The organism is Acidilutibacter cellobiosedens (assembly GCF_004103715.1).
Lineage (GTDB): Bacteria > Bacillota > Clostridia > Tissierellales > Acidilutibacteraceae > Acidilutibacter > Acidilutibacter cellobiosedens.
Genome location: NZ_CP035282.1, coordinates 1,939,031 through 1,958,666, shown reverse-complemented (window position 1 = coordinate 1,958,666; position 19,636 = coordinate 1,939,031). Strand labels below are relative to the sequence as shown.

Sequence of the window (19,636 nt, the reverse complement as noted above, 5' to 3'; positions counted from 1 at the left end):
TATTATAATAAATTTGCGGGAGTGAGTGTGAATGAAATATAACTTTGATGAAGTGATTGACCGTTCGGGAACTAATTCCGTAAAATGGGATCAAGAAAGTTTAAAACATTTATTTGGTGAATCGGACGCAATTCCTTTTTGGGTAGCAGATATGGATTTTAAATCGGCTCAGCCTATTATCGATGAAATTGTAAAAAGAGCCGAGCATGGTATATACGGCTATAGTGTCAGGCCGGATTCTTATTTTGAGGCAATAATCAATTGGATTAAGAGACGCCATGGTTGGACTATTGAGAAGGAATGGATTGAATATACTCCAGGGGTGGTTCCTGCAATTAATTATCTAATACAAGCTTTTTGTGAACCGGGAGACAAAGTAATAATACAGAATCCTGTATATTATCCGTTTTCAAATTCTATAAAGGAAAACGGATGTACTGTGGCAGACAATACATTAATATTTAATGATGATCACTATGAAATTGATTTTGAAGATTTTGAGAAAAAATCAAGAGATCCTAAAGTGAAAATGTTTATACTTTGCAGCCCTCATAATCCTATAGGCAGAGTTTGGACGAAAGAAGAACTTATAAGATTAGGAGATATTTGCTTAAAAAATAATGTAATCGTAGTAGCCGATGAAATCCATAATGATTTGGTATTTTCCGGATATAAACATATAATGTTTGGTTCCATTAGAGAAGATTTTAGAATGAATTCCATAACATGTACTGCTCCAAGCAAGACATTTAATTTAGCAGGAATGGAAATCTCCAATATTATCATACCAAACCCGGAATATAGGAGAAAATATAAAAAAGTTTTGGACAAAAATTCTATAGGGAATCAAAATCCCTTAAGTATTGTAGCTCTTGAAGCGGCATACAACAAATCTGAGGATTGGTTGGACCATCTGCTGAATTATCTTGAAGAAAACATTGATTTTATACATAAATATCTCGCTGAAAACCTTCCAAAGGCTAAGCTCATTAATCCTCAAGCAACATATTTAGGTTGGCTGGACTTTAGGGAATACGAAAGAAGCGGTAAGAAGTTGGAAAATTTTGTTTATCATAAAGGGAAGGTTGCTTTAGATGGCGGGACATGGTTTGGAAATGGAGGAGACGGATTTTTAAGAATAAATTTTGCATGCCCGAGGAGTTTGCTTAAAGAGGGACTTAAGAGGATATGTACTGTAATAAAAGAGGAGTATGATTAATACAGGGGGAGGTGTGGAGGTTACAGCTTGCATTGTCTGTACTTATGCAGAAAAATATAAAACAATAGGGATTATTGCTTTATAAGTCATATATTCTCATCCTGTAGGAGTTCATAGCGGTGATTCCCAGCTTATTTATAAGTTTGGAGTTTACAGACATGCCTACCAATGCTCCTATTACCGGAAGCATCTGCATGAGTTTTGCAATGTCTATATAATCCCTGTATTCCTGCTGAAAGTCTCTCCAATTAAAGAGATTTATATCATCAGGAAGTGTTTTTGAATACTCCTCCCAGTTTTCCATCTTTGAAAATACCTGATTTGTTTTGGCCTGACTTGAGAAAGCAAGTTGGAAAATGTGAAGGATATAAAGTCTTTCTTTGTAATCATTCGTGTCAAAACCGTAAATAGCGGCAATATCATAGAGAAGCTTTATTTTAATGCTTAAAAGTAACGGAAAATCGGCAAGGGCTATTAAAAAACCTCCTGCTCCTGTGCCTGCTCCTTCTATCATCGCGGTTTTTCTGTAAAAGTTTATTTTTTCTTTTACTAAATTTTCTCTTTCGGGAAGAGATATTTGGAGATACGGTTTTTTGCTTAAAAATTGGGAGCCTGTAAGTACGGCTTTAACCATGGTCTTTATAGCTGCGGTTACAGCTTCGTGATATGGTTCTGGAAGAATACTGTTGAATTTATTTTGTATAGTCTTTGAAGCATTGTTGATTATAGAAGGCTTCCTTCTTGTTTTCTTTTTCCATTCGTTTAATTCCTTTAATATTTCTGTATAATAGGAATTGATATTGATCACCTGCCTTGTTTTATAGATCTTTTATATTTTATATAATATCTTATATTATTATACTATTTTTGTCTTGATGTAAAAAGAAAGAAATCCTTTCTTAATATCAAATTAAAAATAATATTCAAATAACAGATGCAAAATGAGTTATTGAAAGAGAAATCAGGAAGAAGGGATAAACATGAGTTATATATTTAGATTGGCTGAAATGAATGATATAGATAAAATATTTAAAATATATCAAAATGTTGTTTTTCACCTGAGAAAACTGAATATAGATCAGTGGGATGAAGTTTATCCGACTAAAGAAATCTTGAGGAATGATATAGAAGAAAGAAGTTTATTTGTAGTTTTTGATACATTAAATAATATTCCCATATCTTCGATAGTAATTAATGGATCTCAGGAGCCAGAATATAAATCGGTTAATTGGGCTAACACTAAAGGAAAAATATGTGTTATACATAGGTTTTGTGTAGAACCTGTTTTTCAAAGGCGGGGAATAGGCAATAAAACTTTATTGTCTGCTGAAGATTATATAATGAAGAAGAGATATTCATCTGTTAGACTTGATGTTTTTACGGAGAATCTTTCTGCACTTAATTTCTATAAAAGAAACGGATATGTTTTTAGAGGGCAGATTGTGTTTAGAAAAGGAATTTTTAATTGTTATGAAAAAATATTTGACTGTTGAATCATAAATTAGATTAAGAAACATGTTTTGTTAAAAGGGTTTTAAAAGAGGCTTCCTTAATTTATCAATATTTTAAGAGAAGCCTCTTTTGTTTTGATAGAAGGAAAAAAGATATAATGCTATGTTCACAAAAGGAAATATAAATGTTATAATGTTCTTTATTAGAACACAAATTATTCTTCTAACCCCAAAAGATAGTTGGTACTTACATTTAAAATTTGAGATAAAGCCATTAATTCAATATCGGTAATAATTCTTTTTTGGTGTTCGAGTTTGGAAATGCTGGCTCTATCAATATAAACAGCTAATGTTTCGAGTTTTATCGATAACTCTTTTTGCGTCATGTTACTTTTTAACCTTGCGATTTTTACTTTAGGGCCTGCGATATTGTGTTCTTTAGAATCTAAAACTAATTTCATAATATATCACCTCTGTTCGTTATTAGAACAATTGTATTTTATCCGAAATTATGGAATAATATGTTCTAATAAAAAACATATTGTAAATTTGGAGGTTAACAGTAATGCATGAGGGAAATTTTGAAACCAACGGGGTAATTCAAATTGTAATGAATCGGGAACATAAGATTTGTTACAGTAATATTGAATATCGGATGACTTATGACTACCTTAAAGAACTAAATATTTTAGAAAATTTAGCTGTAGATTTACCTATTCAGTATACTTCGGATAACTATTTTGTAAATATTGATGGATTTTATATTACTGACCAACTTTATTACATAATTGTCATTAATCCAAAGAACTATAAATGCTGTAATTGCAATAAGGCCCTTATTGATACTGCAACAGGATTATATAATAGAAATTATTGGGAGCAAATGAATAGTGAATTTTTTTGTCATCCCGAGCTTAAAGACATTTCCGTAATACTGATAGATATAGATAATTTAAAAAAAATTAATGACAATTACGGACATTTAGCGGGAGATAAGGCAATAGAAATAGTTGGACAGGCAATTAAAAGGAGTATAAGAAAAGAAGACTTAGGAATAAGATATGGTGGAGACGAATTCTTAGTTTTACTACACAAGCAAGGCAAAAAAGGCTTGAATAAAGTGATTCAAAGAATAGAAAAAGAGATTAATAAAAGCACCATGGAAGTTAACGCTGATATTCATGTCAGTGCAGGTATAGCTTGTTCCGAATATTTTGATAATTTAAAAGAAATGATAAAAACAGCAGATAAGGATTTATATAAAGAAAAGAGAACAAAGCAAGAAGAAAAGCGGATAGAAGTAAATGATTTAAAAAATCTAAAGCAAAATATTGAAAAGATGAAAAATGAATTGGACAGAAAAATTCCGAAAGATGGCAGTAATGCAAGCAGTAAAGAGGTACTAAAATTAAGCAGGGAATTGGACAGATTGATTGTGAAATATTTAAACAATGTATAAAGACATATTAAACCAGCGAAGGTGCATATACGCTACCCTTATGAGAAAAGAATATACAAATATGCATAAGTTGTTGATAGTGCAGTAAAACCGTGATAAAATTATGATAATAATTAGAAATGAAGGGATTAAATAAATGTCAATGAAAAACGATAAGGGGTACATACTTCTTTCGGTTGTAATGATATTAAGCATAATTTTAATATTTGGTTTGACTATGATTACGGTAGCTGGGGGAGAATTTAACAAAACTTTGATTCAAGAGAAAAAAGTGAAAGCTTACTATATAGCAAGATCCGGAGCGATAGGAACTGCAGATTGGATATCAAAGATGAGCGGAGATGCTTTGAAGAAATTTAATGAATCCCTTCCTCTTTATAGTGAGCCGGTAAAATTCGGAGAAGGAGAATTTGTGGTAAGTATAGTTAAATCGGGAGATAATTTGTATATAATTTCTACGGGAAAAGTTCCGTATAATAAAAGTACTGTAGACAGAAAAGCGGAATTGGTCATGTCTGGAGATAAAAGTGGAGATTCTCAAACTGTAGAGTTAATTGCAGCGGTATTTGGAAACAGCAGCATTGAGATCCGGGGAGGAACCGTAAAAGGCAATATAGGAAGTAATTCAGAGGAGCCGGGTTCCATACATATTTCAGGATGGCCTACTATAGAGGGAAATATAGAGGCTTTAAATGATGATGTGATTAAGGTTGATAATAGCGAATGGAAAAAACAAATGATGCCTGATGTAGAGTACATTGAAAAGCAAAATTATCCTATTCCTTTACTGCCTGAGTTTCCCGAAGATTTGTCCGAAGGGTTGCCTACAGAAAATCCTGAAAGTCACGCTGAGAATGGGATATTAACAGTATATTGGCAGAATAATAACACGGTTATAGGAAGCAGCAGATATTATGACAGTATAAATATAATACAAAATACCACTTTGCGTGTGGATACAAGTGATGGGGACATAGTGCTGAGAGTAAGAAATTTAAATATAGAACAAGGACGTATAGAAGTTGTCGGAGACGGAAAGCTGTATCTGTATGTGGATAATAATTTTAAAGTTAAGGGTGGAATAAATGAAAGAGAAGGGAAGACGGATAATGTTAAAATATATTCTAATTCCGCAAATACAATTAACGTAGATAATGAAACTCAAATATATGCATCCCTGTACTCAAACAGCCGGGAAATAAATATCAGCGGAAGCGGAAGTGTTTATGGAGATTTGATTACGGCGGGAAGTAAAATTACAATTAATGGAGGAGCAAGATCCATGAATATATATGCACCGAAGGCTTCCATAGACATCGGCGGCGGGGCATCGGTTACAGGGGGGATAGTCGGAGGCAGTATTGTGTTGGGAGGAGGTTGCAGAATAGATTCACCAAATAAAGAAATAAAAATAACACTGCCAGATTCAGAGGAAGATGGTTCTTCCGGCAGTGCCTATAAAATAGCTTATTGGAGATGATGCACTTGGAGAGAAAGGGTTTTACTTTGATTGAAGTAGTGGTTTCCATAGGTATAGTAGGTATGCTTGCTGCTATACTTTTAACTGTGCTTTCAGGAAATATGAAAAATATATTTTCTTCGGGGGAGAAAACTCGGTATATTTTTCAAGCTCAGGAAAACATTGAAAAGGCAATTAAGAATAATGGAGAAGATTCGAATCGGGAGGAATATACATTAAAGTTAGAATTTCATGATGATAATGGAGAAGATTTTAAGTGTGAATCTGATGGTATTAAAATTCAAGTGAATTTACATGATAAAAATAAAAATACAATATCAACTTATATTCCGCAATAAAATGAGAAAGGTAGATAGTGATTTTATGTTTTGCACAAATTGGATAGGGGATGTAATGAATTGAATAAAGGATTCACTCTTGTGGAATTGATATTATCTCTAGCTTTATTATTAATAGCATTGTTATTGATATTCAATATATATTTTCTTGGGAATAATATTTTCAATAGATCTGTAGATCAAGGCGATATACAAAGAAATGTAAGAGTAGCTATGGATAAAGTAACAGAGGAAATTAGAATGGCAGATTTTATAACCTCTAAAGTCTCCGAAGATGGAAAAATTAATGGAAAAAGCGAGTATTATTCTATTGGGTTGGAAGAAAATAAGTTGGTTAAGAAATATTCAGAAGAAGACGAGGAAGAGGTAATTGCCGAATTATCGGATATACTCTTTAAACCGAAGAATGGGGGATTGAGTCTAAAAATATCTCGAGATAATTATGAAATAGAAACGGAAATACCTTTAGAAAACAATCCTTCCATAGATATAGACAATGAAGGGACTCATGTCATATATTATACCAAGCGGTAAATCAAATAAAACAGTTCTTTTCCTTTGAATCAGGACAAATTAATGATAAAATGAAATTATATATAAATAAAGTAATCAATAGAGGGAATTATGAAAATGAATCAGAACAAAAAACGGATTATATTTTATGTTGTTATATTATTTTGGCTGTCAATTATCTTTGTTTTATCGTCTCAACCCGTATCAAAGTCTAACGCTCTGAGCAAAAAGATAACGGAAATCGTTATAAATTCAGCAGAAAGAGCTGCACCTAATTCAAATTTTGATTTTGACAGAACGAATCACTTAATACGGAAAAATGCTCATTTTTTTTCCTATTTAATTTTAGGAATATTGATAATAAATTTGATGAAAAAAAGTAAGATGGGAAGATTTAAAATATTTATTATCTCTATCTCATTTTGCATTGTTTATGCAATCAGCGATGAATTTCATCAGATTTTTGTATCCGGCAGAGGTGCTCAGATAAAAGATGTGTTGATTGATAGTGCAGGATCTCTTATGGGTATTGCCATATATGAAGCAATAAGTAAGATTAAAAAGAACAAGTATTGACATATTTTTAAATGGAAGAAAGATAAGAGAGCGTTGTATAAAAGTTGTATAAAAAGGATGGTAAATAAAAATTTTACCACCCTTTTTTTTATTTAGTCAAAATTAAAATCTCGATTTACATATTTGCTAAGTAATTCTATGGAAGATTCTACATCTTTCATATTTACCAATGAATTTGGGCCATGGGGATATCTTGTTACAACGGATATACCTGCTGCTTTTACCCCAAAATTAGACTGATTTATAGAACTTGCATCGGTTCCTCCAACTGCAATAACGTCAAGTTGGTATTTTATGTTATTTTCTTTACAGCATTTAACCATCTCTTCCACAAGATATTCATCACATATTACAGAAGTATCGGATACCTTGACGGCAGTACCTCCTCCTACCGTATTACTTCCTTCCAAATCACACGGATAATCATGAGCGGGAGTTACATCAATAGCTATTCCCAAATCCGGCTTTATTCTTGCTGCAGTAACTTTCGAGCCTCTGCAGCCTACTTCTTCCTGTACAGTAAACACAAAATAAATATCATTTTTAGGGTTATCTATCTTTTTTAATGATTCAATCATTATATAACATCCTACTCTGTCGTCCATTGCCTTTGCGGTAACGTCATTATCCTTAAGTTCGACATATTCACCGATATAGGAAGCGACATCTCCCACTTTTACATGTTTTAGTGCTTCTTCTTTTGATTTGGCGCCGATATCTACGTATAGTTTAGTAAAATCATTTTTAATGTCTTCTGCTTTAACTGTGCTGGATATTATACCTGTTATTCCATTTCTGAATTTGACTCTGCTCATGTATGTCGTATAAGGCCAGAGAAATCCTAATGATTTTATTTTGATCATTCCGTTTTCTTCAATTTTTGTTACTTGGATTCCTATTTCATCCATATGGGCAGCTAACATGATTTTCTTCTTATTTTTTCCTGTACCTTTTTTAAACACGATTAAATTACCCAAAGCATCTACTGAAATTTCATCAGCATATTCAGAAACAGCTTTTTTGATAAAATCTCTTGTTTCCTTTTCATATCCACTTACTCCACATAATTGAGTTAATTCTTTTAAAAGCATAAATTTCCCTCACTTTCTTATATTTTTATTATAATTTATTTGTTAAACAATCTTTTTTTATCCAATGAGCTTGGTTCATTAGAGGATGACGAAGGGTAATGGCTCCTTCCACAGGACATTCCATCACACAACATCCGCAATACCAGCATTCTCCCGGATATAACACAATGGGAGGTTTACCCTTTTCGGGATTTGGAATTAAAATATCTACTTGGCATATATTCACACATCTGTTACAACCTATACATTTTTCTTTTTCATATATAATAGGATTTGCCGCAGGCATTTCATACATTATTTTTTCCTCCCAACATAATCTTTATTGTGAAATTCGTAATTCTCTTTTAAATCCCCGAAGTAGTTAAGAGGCAATTTATTTATTATCACTTTATCATCAGCTTGTTTTAATGTAATAAATCTTTTCTCGTCTTCTCCGTTATTATCGCCTCTTTTAAAATGGAGAGGCTTTGAACTGGTTTTTCTTGATAAACAAGATTGTATGATTATTTGAGACACGGTAAGGATATCAAATACTTCAAGAAGCCTTACAAGTTCATGAGGATTATAGGCAAAAGTATTTGGAATAACTTGTTTTTCATATTCTTTCAATTGCTTTAATCCTATATTCAAAAGTTCGTCTCTTTTAATGTCCCCGCAATAATTTTGCATTGTTTTTGATATTCCCATGTTTAATTCTTTCCATCCTATGCTTGTATAAGGATCATTATTGATAGGAGAATATATTCTTAATTTTTCCTTTTCTATTTGTACTGGATTAACTTCTGATATACTTGCAGTTTCAGCGTATTTTGCTCCATGCCTTCCGGCATAATATCCTGTAGTTGCAGCATGTCCAAAGCAGTCTGATGCAAATAAAGCATCACCGGCAACGTATAACCCTTCTATATTGGTTCTCAAATTCCAATCATTTAAGAACCCTCCGGGAAGGCCAAAGAGCTGACGCTCCTGAGGCAGAAATTCAGCTGAAGTCCATCCGGTACCGTAACACTGAAGCACATCTTTTTTCGGATCGAATCCTGCATCAGTATAATTTTTATAAACGGGTATTTTAGTTTTTCCTTCTTCTCCTATCATCATGCCCCATATAACTTTCCTTTCAAGTTCCGGCAGTGTAGATAAATCGGCATAAAATGGCAATTTATAACCTTCTTCAATCATTTCGGAAAATGGAAGGGTTTCAGGACCTTCGTAGTCATATTTTGGATTATCAATTCCTCCTCCTTTTAAGAAAAATTTTTGACTATCGGCAGGTTTAAATCTCTCCGATACATTTCTTAGGATATTTCCATCTCTGTCCGCATAAGGGATTTCCTTTCCCTCAGAATCTATCAGAGAAGCAGGATACCAGGTATTATGATTATTTCCCGCTCCATAGGGAGGATAACTTCTTCCTGCAGCAGAAAATTCACCTACTACGGATTTTTCCATCATGGTAAATTCAGCTCCTGCTTTCCATCCCATGGCATGACCGTCTCCAATGCATTGGGTAGGCCTGAATTCGCATAGTCCGGGAAGGGAGGGAGAAAATAACCATATTCTGGCAGGCCTTGACATGCATAAAATAGTGGCTTTACTTCTAAAGATAAAAAACTTTCCGGTTCTTGTGTGCATACCTGTTGCACCGATGCACCGATTGCCTTGTTTGCCTTCTTCATTGAGTAGGGAAGTGACCATTACTCTGTCATAAATTTTTACACCTAATTTTTTTAATTTATTATACATGGCAGGTTTAAAAGTAGAACCCCATATCCTTAAAGTATACCTGTTTTCGTAATCATAGGCGAACATAAGCTTTGTAGATTCATCTCGAAAGGCTGCACCTTTAAATTCATCCTCCGTATCTCTTATTTTTCCGCCCATTTTTTCAATATCCAAAAGTCTGTCATATCCTTCCCGGCATTCGATATAGTGGGATATACCGTTATTGTATCCGTCATTATCGTCAAGCATAGCAGAGGTGAGTTCTTCAGGACTTATTTTTGAACAGGGATTTGTAGCGGCGGATTCCCAATGATCACAGCCGGAACCTCCGGCACCGCTTCTTTTGGTAGCTCCCTTTTCTACCAGCACGACTTTTTGTCCTCTTTCTGCAGCGGCAATGGCAGCCATACATCCTGCAATTCCGCCTCCAAGGACCAAAACGTCTGTAGTTATTTTTTCTTCTTTTTCATATTCCAAAGAATATGGCCATTTGATATTATACATAATTTCTCCTTTCTGCCTTTAAATTTAAACTTTATAATACTTACACATTAAATTGAGTTTAATATTATGAGGAAATGATAGAAAGTTTAATATATACTAATTATGATATCATATTATAATACATTTTGCAAAATATATTTTGCAGAATGTATTGCATTATTAGATTAAATTTATTATAATAAAGTAGTGAAATTATAATTAACATAAATAATTTAAGATGATAAGAGGGAGAAAATATTATGGATAATGTAGTAAAAATGACTCTTGCAGATCAAATTTATAATATTTTAAAAGAGGATATCATAAATCAAAATATTAAATGCGGTGAAAAATTAACATCAAAGATCTTGCAGGAAAGATTTAATGTCAGTTCTACGCCGATTAGGGAAGCCTTAAACAGATTGGGGCAGGAAGGGCTGATTGACCATATAACAAATGTAGGCGGCAAGGTAATTGAATTTAATGAGAAGGATATTAATGAGATATATGATTTTTGTGCCTGTTTAGATTTGGAAGCTCTCAGATTATCCATGGAAAGCATTAAAAAGAAAGAACTTGTATTGGAGATAAATAATTCTGTCAGACTCCAGGAAAAGTATTTAGAATCTGACAATATAGAGGAATTTATGATAGAATCTGACAATTTTCATGATATCCTTTTTAGATATGCAGATAATTCGAGATTATATAATGCTTCTAAAAACATAAGAAGTCAATTCAGTATATTGGCAAATATATATCAAAATTTAACAGTTACAAAATCAGTAGTTCTTTTAGAACATAAGGATATTGCAAGAGCAATGAAAGATAATGATTTCAGCAAAGCATCTTTTTTAATGAAAAATCATTTTAAACATGCTAAGGAGTATTTATTGGAAAATATAAAAAAGGCTTCAATCGAAAACTAATAATAATGAAGCCTTTTTTGAAACCCATTTAACGGGAAATATAAATTAAGGAGAACATAATTTCCCTATGGGTTATAAAAAAGGCTTCAATCGAAAACTAATAATAATGAAGCCTTTTTTGAAACCCACTTAACGGGAAATATAAATTAAGGAGAACATAATTTCCCTATGGGTTATAAAAAAGGCTTCAATCGAAAACTAATAATAATGAAGCCTTTTTTGAAACCCACTTAACGGGAAATATAGATTAAGGAGAACATGATACGAAAAGCAGGAAGATATTTAATTTTATTATATAATATTTTGTCATTTGACACCTTTCCAGCATAATATATAAGGGAAATATATATTAGAAAGAAAGGTGGTTATTTATGTACAATGATTATGGAATGGAACAAGTATGTCCTGGTGGAAGCTTTCAATATATAATAAGAGCAGGAGATACTTTATTTGCCCTTAGTCAAAGATTTAATGTAAGTGTTCAAGAGATTATGAATGCCAACCCGGGGATTGATCCGAATAATTTACAGATAGGAAGAATAATATGCATACCTGGGGCAGGACCTATGCCTTCATGTCCAAATGGATTCTTATATACAATAAGAGCAGGAGATACTCTGTTTGCTCTTGGCCAAAGATTTAATGTAAGCGTTCAGGCTATTATAAACGCTAATCCAGGGATTGATCCGAACAATTTACAGGTAGGAAGAATAATATGTATACCAACTATGGCAACGCCTACACCTCCGTGTCCGAACGGATTTCTATATACGATAAGAGCAGGAGATACATTGTTTACCCTTAGCCAAAGATTCAATATAGACGTTCAGGCTATCATAAGTGCCAATCCGGGAATTAACCCGAATAATTTACAAATAGGCCAGGTAATATGTATACCAACTATGGTAGGGCCTACACCTTCATGTCCGAACGGATTTCTATACACGATAAGAGCAGGAGATACATTGTTTACCCTTGGTCAAAGATTTAATGTAAGCGTTCAGGCTATCATAAATGCCAATCCGGGGATTAACCCGAATAATTTGCAAATAGGCCAAGTGATATGCATACCAACTTAATATTATAATTTGAACAATTATTTATAACCCATAGTAAAGTCATAATTTACCTTGACAGGACTTGACGTCAAATGGGTTTCAAAATTTACTTGATTAATATAAAGAAAGCTCAAAAATTTAATAATTTAGATTTTTGAGCTTTTAGATATATTATATTTTGCCTTCACCGTCTTTTACTATCTGTTTAAATTCATTCTCCTTAATATGTCTTGTATATCATTTGCAAAATCATTCAGAGGTCTTCCGTTACTTATGTTTCTTGCTATAGTACTGATTCTTGAATATAAGTCAGGATTAGTTGTTACATTTACCGTTGTTATATTTTTATCGGCTTCTTTAACTGCGGTTTCAACTTTATTTCGTATATTCGTTGTAAGATTATCGTTAGTTGTTCCCTTCAGATCTACTCCGACTAAGGCAGTATTTCCTGTTATTACTGCTGTTGCACTATTTATGTCATTTAATGCTGCAACTCTACGAGCAATATTTTGTGCTCTTTGATAAGAACCTTGAGTCATGTTTCCATTATTATTTGTGCTTAGATTCGTATTCCCATTATTATCAATTCCAGAGTTGTTATTTAAGTTTGATTCAAGTCTTGGAACATTACTTCTCGGCATAACGTTTGGAGTTCTTCTTTGAGCCTGATTACCAATCCTTGTTTCTACTCTGCTGTTTGGCCTTTGGGAAGTTTTGGTTCCACAGCCGGCCATTGAGACTGACAATATCGAAGCAGTTAAAATAAGAATTAATTTATTATTTTTTTTCAACTAATCACCTCCTTTTATTATTTTCTCATTTTATATTTTTTTTATTAAGACAGTTTATAATCAATATACTTAATAATGGATTGAGAAAAACAGAAAATGAAAATAAACATATCTTTGGAAAGAAAAATAATATCATAAAAAATTTTATCATAATTGATAAATACTAATATCCAATAAAATAAAAAACAATTAGGCAACAAATTTTTTCATAAAATCAAAATATAAAAAAGGCTTTAATTAAAAATTAATAATAATGAAGCCTTTTTTGAAACCCATTTAACGGAAAATATAAATTAATGGGAATATGATCCTTCTGTATACTATAAAAAAGGATTTTTAAATCCTATTTAATGAAAGATATCTAATGATGTAAATGCAGCTTTCCTATGGTTTATAAATGAAAATTTGACTTTAAATTACAAAAAAACGCTGTTTAATTTAAAATTATTAAATAAAAAGTAGATTAGCTATATAATACCAAAATATTTAGTTAGTGTAAAATTACAGTAGGGAAATAGAATATATTTCCATATATAGTTGAAAAGAAGATATCATCCTATTAAAATATAAGTTGAAACACCAATAAATTAAGAAAGGATGATATCTTCTATGTATAATAGTATACAACATTTTAATGAGTTTGGAGTAAAAAAAATTGAAAATGAGATAAAAAATTTCATGGAAGGGAATAAAAATATTGTTGGTTTAATACTTGCCTTACAAAAAATTTTATTTGAGCTTGGAAGAGATATTATAACAGAAGTATTGGAGAATATGGATGAATATCTACGTAACAGCGGAGTTAGAAAGAAAAAATGGGAAATAGTAAGAAAAGATAAAAATAGGATTTTAACAAGTTTTGGTATTGTAACATATGAAAGAACATATTTTAAACCCAAAATGGGAGGGAAAAGGCATCATCTTGTTGATGATATGGTTGGAATAAAACCGCATGAAAAAATGAGTGAGGATGTAATAATAAATGCAGTTGATGAGGCAGCAGAAAGCAGCTATAGAAAAGCGGGAGAAAAAGCGTCATATATGAATGAAATAAGTAAACAGGCCGTGATGGATAAAATACACAACCTTGATTTTACAACAACAGAAACTAAAAAACACAAGAAAAAGGATATAAAAACATTATATATAGAAGCGGATGAAGATCATGTGCATCTACAGCAAAAAGGAATTAACAAAAGCAAGTATAATATAGCAATGCCAAAGATCGTTTATGTACATGAAGGAATAGATGCAGAAAAAAGCAGTAAAAGCAGAAAGAGGTTAAAGAATGTAAAATATTTTGGAGGGATGTATGAAAATACGGAAAAATTATGGCTTGAAGCAGCAGATTATATAGACAAACAATACAACATGAATTATGTAGAGAAAATATATATATCGGGAGATGGAGCATCCTGGATACGCCAAGGAGTAAAGTGGATTGAAAAGAGTAAATTTGTGCTTGACGGATATCATCTGAAAAAGTGTATAATAACAGCAACCGCGCATCTAAATAATGAAATAATAAGACAGGAATTGAAAGATGCGGTTGACTGGCCGGACAGAGAAGAAGTAAAAAAAGTATTTAAAGAGATATTGAGCCTTACAGAAAATAAAACAAAGAAGGGAGCAGTAAAAAGAGCAGAACAATATATATTAAACAATTGGGATGGAATAGAGATAAGAGCAGAAGAAGGGATAGGAATAATAGGATGTAGTACGGAAGGACACGTAAGCCATATATTTTCAAGCCGTTTGAGCAGCAGACCAAAAGGATGGTCAAAAATAGGAGTCGGTAAAATGTCGAAGTTATTAATTTACAAAGGGAACGGAGGGAAAGTATATGATTTAGTAATGGCGCAAAAGATGAAAAGGGAAAAAGAAGAGAAAGAACAGATACAAGATGAATTAATAAAAGAAGCAAGAAGTATTGCGAACAGGTATAATGATACTTGGGACATTAGGCCGACAGCAATAGTGAGAGGAGAAAAGACAGGATTATATAACGAAATAAGAGCAATAATGGGTAGAATTTAAGTAAAGTAAAATAAGAGGTAAGAATAGTTGTAGCAAAAAATAAAAGTTATATAATAGAGTTATAAAGTTAGCATATTAGTTAGAAAACCATAGAGATAAAAGATTTGGCGTAGCGGGCCATTGATATGGAGTAGCCTGCATGGTAACCTGTAAAGGAGGGTGGTACGTTTATCTATGGGTTACCCCCTTTAGGTACACAAACCATGCAGGCAGAGGCTCCATGTCAATAGCAAATCGGCAACGAAGTAATAAAAAATTTTATACCAAAAGAAATAAAAGGAGAACTTATTTTACAAACATAGGGAATAATTGTATAAAACAATTTATTTTTTAAAATATGGATGATATCTATATATTTTTTCCCTACAGTAACTTGACTCTATCAAATATTTATGAAATATTGAAAAAACATAAAATCTTTTGTATAATCATAGATAATAAATGAAAAAATTGAAGGGAGAATTATGAAGGGAAATAATGCAAAACTTGGTGATTTGCTTTTGTATGTAGGGAAGATAACAAAAGAGCAATTAAATGAAGCAATTTCAGAACAGAAAAACAGCGATAAAAAAATTGGAGAAATTTTAGTGGAAAAAGGTTGGGTAAGTGAGAAAGACATTATAGAGGTGTTAGAATTTCAACTGGGTATACCTCATGTAGACTTGGACAGATATTTAATAAATTCGGAAGTATCAAGGCTGATACCGGAAAATTTAGCCAGAAGGTATGATCTAATTGCAGTAGATAAGAAAAATGATTATCTGATTGTAGCGATGGCGGATCCTCTTAATATATTTGCAATTGATGATGTTAGATTGACCACTGGATTTAATGTACAACCTGTAATCTCTACAAAAAAGGATATTGAAAGGGCAATAGATAAATATTATGAAAAAGAAAGAACAAAGAGAGTACTTGAAGAGTTTAAAGAAAATTATATTCCAAATGATGAAACAATCGAGGAAAACCAAGAGGAGATAAATAGTGCTCCCGTTGTAAAGCTTTTAAACTCTATGATAGCACAGGCTGTTAACATGAGAGCCAGTGATGTACATATCGAACCCTTTAACGATAATGTCAGAGTGAGGTTTCGTATAGACGGAGATTTACAGGAAATAATGAATTTATCTAGAAACACCATTTCTGCTATAATTACCAGAATAAAAATAATGGGGAAGATGAATATTGCGGAAAGAAGAATTCCTCAAGACGGAAGAGTTGAAATTAATGTGGACGGAAGAGATATTGATTTGCGTATTTCTACTCTTCCCACAATTTACGGAGAAAAAATAGTTTTAAGGATTTTGGATAGAGGAAGTTTTTTATTTACTAAGAAGGATTTAGGCTTTACTGAAGAAGATTTTATATCCTTTGAAAATATTCTTAATCAGCCTTATGGAATGATTTTAGTTACCGGTCCTACAGGCAGCGGAAAAACGACTACTCTTTATACTATACTTAGTGAGCTTAATTCCATAGAAAAGAACATTATAACGGTGGAGGATCCCGTGGAATATAAGTTTAGCGGAATAAATCAAGTTCAGGTCAATAATAAAGCAGGGCTTACATTTGCCAACGGACTCAGATCCATATTAAGGCAGGATCCGGATATTATTATGTTGGGAGAGATACGAGACGGCGAGACGGCGAAAATGGCTGTAAGAGCAGCTATAACGGGGCATTTGGTTTTTTCAACCCTTCATACCAATGATACTGCATCTTCTATAACAAGGCTTGTTGATATGGGAATTGAACCATATTTGGTTTCTTCGGCAGTTATCGGGATAATTTCTCAAAGACTGATAAAAAAATTATGTCCTTTTTGTAAGACACCTTACGAGACAAGTTATAGAGAAAAAAAGATTCTGGGATTGGATACGGAAAAGGACATGGTCTTTTACAAGCCTAATATGTGCAATTTATGTAATAAAGGATATAAAGGGAGAACAGCTGTCCATGAGGTAATGCCCATAGACGAGGATATAAGGAGAGGTATTGACAGAAGAGAGAGTGCCGATTATATTAAGAATTTAGCGATTGAAAAGGGTATGAAAACTCTGTTTCAAAACGCAGTACGGTTAGTGGAAAGTGGCACTATAACTATGGAGGAAGCTTTGAAGGTAGGATACACTTTATAATTAGGAGGCAGATATGGAGATTTCGGATTTAATAAAAGTGGGGATAAAATTAAAAGCATCGGATATTCATATAACCGTTGGAGTTCCTCCTGTATTTAGGATTAACGGTATTCTTCAAAATTATGGGGAAAATATTTTTACTCCGAAGGATACGGAATATTTGGTCAAAGAAATTTTATCCGAAGATAAATTTAAAATTCTTGAGGAAAAAGGAGAACTTGATATATCCTTTTCAAGTTCAGGCGTAGGAAGGTTTAGGATTAACGTTTTTAAACAGAGAGGAAGCTTTGGAATGGCTCTAAGAATAATTCCTTTGACAATACCCACTATGGATGAATTGGGGATTCCTCCAATTGTAAAGGATTTATCCATGCTGCCCAGAGGCCTTATATTAGTTACGGGACCTACAGGAAGTGGTAAATCTACAACTCTTGCTTCCATAGTGGATTTGATAAACCATAACAAAAAATACCATATACTGACTTTAGAGGATCCCATAGAGTATCTTCATAAGCATGACAAAAGCATAGTCAATCAAAGAGAAATAGGAAGTGACTCCTTATCCTTTGCCAATGCATTGAGAGCTGCTTTAAGGCAGGACCCCGATGTAATACTTGTAGGTGAGATGAGAGATCTTGAAACCATGAGTATTGCGCTGACGGCCGCAGAGACAGGGCATTTGGTTCTTTCTACTCTTCATACTATAGGAGCAGCCAGTACCATAGACAGAATAATAGATGTATTTCCTTCTTATCAGCAGCAGCAGGTGAGAATTCAACTTTCTTCTGTAATACAGGGAATAATATCTCAACAGCTTCTTCCGACGATTGATGGAAAAGGGAGAATTGCAGCCTTTGAGATAATGGTTGCCACTCCCGCTATCAGAAATTTAATAAGAGAAGAAAAGACTCACCAAATAGATACGGCAATACAGACAGGAAGCAAATATGGGATGCAAACCATGGATAATTCCATGTTGAAACTTTTCAATAAAGGAAAGATATCCGAGGAAACTGTATTAAGCCAATCTGTATTTCCCGATGTTATTAAAAGGTATTTGAAATAGGATGGTGTGAATATGTGGTTTAAATATAGAGCGGTATCAAAGACGGGGCAGCCTATAGAAGGAGTATATGAAGCGGAAAGTTCTAATGATGTGGTAGCAATGCTTAAAGACAAAAAATATTATCCCGTGTCCGTTGAAGAAAAAAAGGTTAACGAAAATAGAAATATTTCTTTTTCCAAGAAGATTTCCAAAAAGGACATGGGAGTATTTTGCAGGCAATTTTATACAATGTTTAATTCAGGAATAAGTATTGTGAAATGTTTGGACATATTAAGCATTCAAACCGAAAATAAAAAATTAAGATTAGGGCTAAATTCTGTTTGTGAAAATGTGCAGGAAGGTTTAAGCATATCTGAAGCTATGAAAAAAGAAGAGAAGATATTTCCGTCTCTTTTGATAAATATGGTAGAGGCCGGGGAAGTAAGCGGTAATTTAGATACAATAATGGAAAGAATGGCTTCTCATTATGAAAAAGAAAATAAAATTGAGAATAAGATTAAAAATGCTTTTATATATCCCGCCATTTTAAGTATAGTAACTATAGGAGTTGTGATATTTCTTATTGTGGTAGTCATGCCTACATTTATAGGAATGTTTGAAAGTAATGGCGCTCTTCTTCCTTTGCCTACAAGAATTTTACTGAGCATAAGTAACAGCATAAAGAATTTTTGGTATTTGTATATATTGATAATCGGTTTGGTTGTAGGATCGTTGAATGCCTATAAAAAGACTGTTTCGGGGAAATTATTTTTTGACGGATTGAAAATCAGGCTTCCGATAATTAAGGACTTCAATATTAAGGTGATTACTTCGAGATTCGCAAGGACTTTGTCAACTCTTATGTTCAGCGGCATACCTCTTATTCAGTCGTTGGATGTGGTGGAAAAGGTATTGGAAAATAGTGTTATATCCGATAAATTTGAAATTGTAAAGGAAAACATAAAAAAAGGTATACCTTTGTCTCAAACCATAGATGACACAAATATTTTTTCTCCTATGGTAGTTTCAATGATTAAAGTAGGAGAGGAATCCGGGTCTATTGATGAGATACTCGATAAAACAGCGGATTTTTATGATGAAGAGGTGGAAACATCCCTCCAGAGGATGACTACAATGCTTGAGCCTTTGCTTATAGTTTTTATGGCATTGATAGTGGGATTCATAGTTATAGCTATGGCAATGCCGATGTTTGACATGGTTAATACAATAAAGATGTAATTTGTAGGGGGTGATATAAAAAAGTAGTACAGCTTTTTATATAAATAAAATTTTAATAATTTTAATA

General features: G+C 32.8%; 19 protein-coding genes. 13 read left to right on the top strand and 6 right to left on the bottom strand.

What is annotated here, in order from left to right; genetic code table 11:
• Positions 1-31 precede the first annotated feature (31 nt).
• Positions 32-1,219: a MalY/PatB family protein gene (locus tag EQM13_RS09480; RefSeq protein WP_071138567.1), complete on the top strand. Its 1,188-nt coding sequence runs from the start codon at positions 32-34 to the stop codon at positions 1,217-1,219.
• Positions 1,220-1,298: 79 nt separating this feature from the next.
• Here the strand turns inward: EQM13_RS09480 and EQM13_RS09475 are convergent, their stop codons facing one another.
• Entirely contained in the window at positions 1,299-2,027 is a 729-nt protein-coding gene (locus EQM13_RS09475) for an EcsC family protein (RefSeq protein ID WP_240662914.1), read from the bottom strand.
• 199 nt (positions 2,028-2,226) lie between these two features.
• Between EQM13_RS09475 and EQM13_RS09470 the strand changes: the two genes are divergently transcribed.
• The gene (locus EQM13_RS09470) at positions 2,227-2,712 is read left to right on the top strand and encodes a GNAT family N-acetyltransferase (RefSeq protein WP_161567212.1); all 486 of its coding nucleotides are present in this window, start codon (positions 2,227-2,229) and stop codon (positions 2,710-2,712) included.
• 173 nt (positions 2,713-2,885) lie between these two features.
• Here EQM13_RS09470 and EQM13_RS09465 read toward each other — a convergent pair whose 3' ends face one another.
• Complete coding sequence (locus tag EQM13_RS09465) at positions 2,886-3,131, bottom strand: helix-turn-helix domain-containing protein (RefSeq protein WP_071138568.1); 246 nt, start codon at positions 3,129-3,131, stop codon at positions 2,886-2,888.
• 104 nt (positions 3,132-3,235) lie between these two features.
• Between EQM13_RS09465 and EQM13_RS09460 the strand changes: the two genes are divergently transcribed.
• The 5 genes from EQM13_RS09460 (at position 3,236) to EQM13_RS09440 (ending at position 7,036) form a co-directional block, all read left to right on the top strand.
• Positions 3,236-4,129, top strand: coding sequence for a diguanylate cyclase (locus tag EQM13_RS09460; RefSeq protein ID WP_071138569.1), 894 nt, complete (start codon positions 3,236-3,238; stop codon positions 4,127-4,129).
• Positions 4,130-4,271: 142 nt separating this feature from the next.
• Positions 4,272-5,609, top strand: a complete 1,338-nt coding sequence (locus EQM13_RS09455; RefSeq protein ID WP_161567211.1) for a DUF7305 domain-containing protein — start codon at positions 4,272-4,274, stop codon at positions 5,607-5,609.
• Complete coding sequence (locus EQM13_RS09450; RefSeq protein ID WP_240663027.1) at positions 5,606-5,947, top strand: type II secretion system protein; 342 nt, start codon at positions 5,606-5,608, stop codon at positions 5,945-5,947. Before EQM13_RS09455 ends, EQM13_RS09450 begins: the two co-directional genes overlap by 4 nt.
• 60 nt (positions 5,948-6,007) lie before the next feature.
• Positions 6,008-6,481, top strand: a complete 474-nt coding sequence (locus tag EQM13_RS09445) for a prepilin-type N-terminal cleavage/methylation domain-containing protein (RefSeq protein WP_161567210.1) — start codon at positions 6,008-6,010, stop codon at positions 6,479-6,481.
• A 96-nt stretch (positions 6,482-6,577) separates the two neighbouring features.
• Positions 6,578-7,036, top strand: coding sequence for a VanZ family protein (locus tag EQM13_RS09440; RefSeq protein ID WP_083381714.1), 459 nt, complete (start codon positions 6,578-6,580; stop codon positions 7,034-7,036).
• A 92-nt stretch (positions 7,037-7,128) separates the two neighbouring features.
• Here EQM13_RS09440 and EQM13_RS09435 read toward each other — a convergent pair whose 3' ends face one another.
• The 3 genes from EQM13_RS09435 to EQM13_RS09425 are packed head-to-tail and all read right to left on the bottom strand — an operon-like array spanning position 7,129 to position 10,353.
• Entirely contained in the window at positions 7,129-8,127 is a 999-nt protein-coding gene (locus EQM13_RS09435; protein WP_114217670.1) for a M42 family metallopeptidase, read from the bottom strand.
• Positions 8,128-8,155: 28 nt separating this feature from the next.
• Positions 8,156-8,422 carry a 4Fe-4S dicluster domain-containing protein gene (locus EQM13_RS09430; RefSeq protein ID WP_071138575.1) on the bottom strand — a complete coding sequence of 89 codons (267 nt, stop codon included), beginning with the start codon at positions 8,420-8,422 and terminating at the stop codon, positions 8,156-8,158.
• On the bottom strand, positions 8,422-10,353 hold the full coding sequence (locus EQM13_RS09425; RefSeq protein WP_128752512.1) for an FAD-dependent oxidoreductase: 1,932 nt from the start codon (positions 10,351-10,353) through the stop codon (positions 8,422-8,424). Before EQM13_RS09425 ends, EQM13_RS09430 begins: the two co-directional genes overlap by 1 nt.
• Positions 10,354-10,592: 239 nt before the next feature.
• On the opposite strand from EQM13_RS09425, the gene EQM13_RS09420 reads away from it, so the two are divergent.
• Both EQM13_RS09420 and EQM13_RS09415 read left to right on the top strand, forming a co-directional pair.
• Positions 10,593-11,261 (top strand): GntR family transcriptional regulator, encoded by a 669-nt coding sequence (locus tag EQM13_RS09420; RefSeq protein WP_128752511.1) that lies wholly within the window; start codon positions 10,593-10,595, stop codon positions 11,259-11,261.
• A 371-nt stretch (positions 11,262-11,632) separates the two neighbouring features.
• Positions 11,633-12,340, top strand: coding sequence for a LysM peptidoglycan-binding domain-containing protein (locus EQM13_RS09415; RefSeq protein ID WP_128752510.1), 708 nt, complete (start codon positions 11,633-11,635; stop codon positions 12,338-12,340).
• A gap of 176 nt (positions 12,341-12,516) precedes the next feature.
• On the opposite strand, the gene EQM13_RS09410 is transcribed toward EQM13_RS09415, so the two are convergent.
• Positions 12,517-13,065, bottom strand: coding sequence for a YhcN/YlaJ family sporulation lipoprotein (locus tag EQM13_RS09410; RefSeq protein ID WP_161567209.1), 549 nt, complete (start codon positions 13,063-13,065; stop codon positions 12,517-12,519).
• Between the two features lie 654 nt (positions 13,066-13,719).
• Between EQM13_RS09410 and EQM13_RS09405 the strand changes: the two genes are divergently transcribed.
• From EQM13_RS09405 to EQM13_RS09390, 4 genes are all read left to right on the top strand, one after another.
• Positions 13,720-15,147, top strand: coding sequence for an ISLre2 family transposase (locus EQM13_RS09405; protein WP_206172646.1), 1,428 nt, complete (start codon positions 13,720-13,722; stop codon positions 15,145-15,147).
• 464 nt (positions 15,148-15,611) lie between these two features.
• On the top strand, positions 15,612-17,285 hold the full coding sequence (locus EQM13_RS09400) for a GspE/PulE family protein (RefSeq protein ID WP_071138591.1): 1,674 nt from the start codon (positions 15,612-15,614) through the stop codon (positions 17,283-17,285).
• A 13-nt stretch (positions 17,286-17,298) separates the two neighbouring features.
• Positions 17,299-18,351, top strand: coding sequence for a type IV pilus twitching motility protein PilT (locus EQM13_RS09395; protein ID WP_128752507.1), 1,053 nt, complete (start codon positions 17,299-17,301; stop codon positions 18,349-18,351).
• A gap of 12 nt (positions 18,352-18,363) precedes the next feature.
• On the top strand, positions 18,364-19,569 hold the full coding sequence (locus EQM13_RS09390; RefSeq protein WP_128752506.1) for a type II secretion system F family protein: 1,206 nt from the start codon (positions 18,364-18,366) through the stop codon (positions 19,567-19,569).
• The last annotated feature ends 67 nt before the right edge of the window (positions 19,570-19,636 follow it).

What these genes read in the sequence shown, in the direction of transcription:
- EQM13_RS09480 (WP_071138567.1), top strand. Translation starts at nt 32, where the DNA reads ATGAAATATAACTTTGATGAAGTGATTGACCGTTCGGGAACTAATTCC.
- EQM13_RS09470 (WP_161567212.1), top strand. Translation starts at nt 2,227, where the DNA reads ATGAATGATATAGATAAAATATTTAAAATATATCAAAATGTTGTTTTT.
- EQM13_RS09465 (WP_071138568.1), bottom strand. Translation starts at nt 3,131, where the DNA reads ATGAAATTAGTTTTAGATTCTAAAGAACACAATATCGCAGGCCCTAAA.
- EQM13_RS09460 (WP_071138569.1), top strand. Translation starts at nt 3,236, where the DNA reads ATGCATGAGGGAAATTTTGAAACCAACGGGGTAATTCAAATTGTAATG.
- EQM13_RS09455 (WP_161567211.1), top strand. Translation starts at nt 4,272, where the DNA reads ATGAAAAACGATAAGGGGTACATACTTCTTTCGGTTGTAATGATATTA.
- EQM13_RS09450 (WP_240663027.1), top strand. Translation starts at nt 5,606, where the DNA reads ATGATGCACTTGGAGAGAAAGGGTTTTACTTTGATTGAAGTAGTGGTT.
- EQM13_RS09440 (WP_083381714.1), top strand. Translation starts at nt 6,578, where the DNA reads ATGAATCAGAACAAAAAACGGATTATATTTTATGTTGTTATATTATTT.
- EQM13_RS09435 (WP_114217670.1), bottom strand. Translation starts at nt 8,127, where the DNA reads ATGCTTTTAAAAGAATTAACTCAATTATGTGGAGTAAGTGGATATGAA.
- EQM13_RS09430 (WP_071138575.1), bottom strand. Translation starts at nt 8,422, where the DNA reads ATGTATGAAATGCCTGCGGCAAATCCTATTATATATGAAAAAGAAAAA.
- EQM13_RS09425 (WP_128752512.1), bottom strand. Translation starts at nt 10,353, where the DNA reads ATGTATAATATCAAATGGCCATATTCTTTGGAATATGAAAAAGAAGAA.
- EQM13_RS09420 (WP_128752511.1), top strand. Translation starts at nt 10,593, where the DNA reads ATGGATAATGTAGTAAAAATGACTCTTGCAGATCAAATTTATAATATT.
- EQM13_RS09415 (WP_128752510.1), top strand. Translation starts at nt 11,633, where the DNA reads ATGTACAATGATTATGGAATGGAACAAGTATGTCCTGGTGGAAGCTTT.
- EQM13_RS09405 (WP_206172646.1), top strand. Translation starts at nt 13,720, where the DNA reads ATGTATAATAGTATACAACATTTTAATGAGTTTGGAGTAAAAAAAATT.
- EQM13_RS09400 (WP_071138591.1), top strand. Translation starts at nt 15,612, where the DNA reads ATGAAGGGAAATAATGCAAAACTTGGTGATTTGCTTTTGTATGTAGGG.
- EQM13_RS09395 (WP_128752507.1), top strand. Translation starts at nt 17,299, where the DNA reads ATGGAGATTTCGGATTTAATAAAAGTGGGGATAAAATTAAAAGCATCG.
- EQM13_RS09390 (WP_128752506.1), top strand. Translation starts at nt 18,364, where the DNA reads ATGTGGTTTAAATATAGAGCGGTATCAAAGACGGGGCAGCCTATAGAA.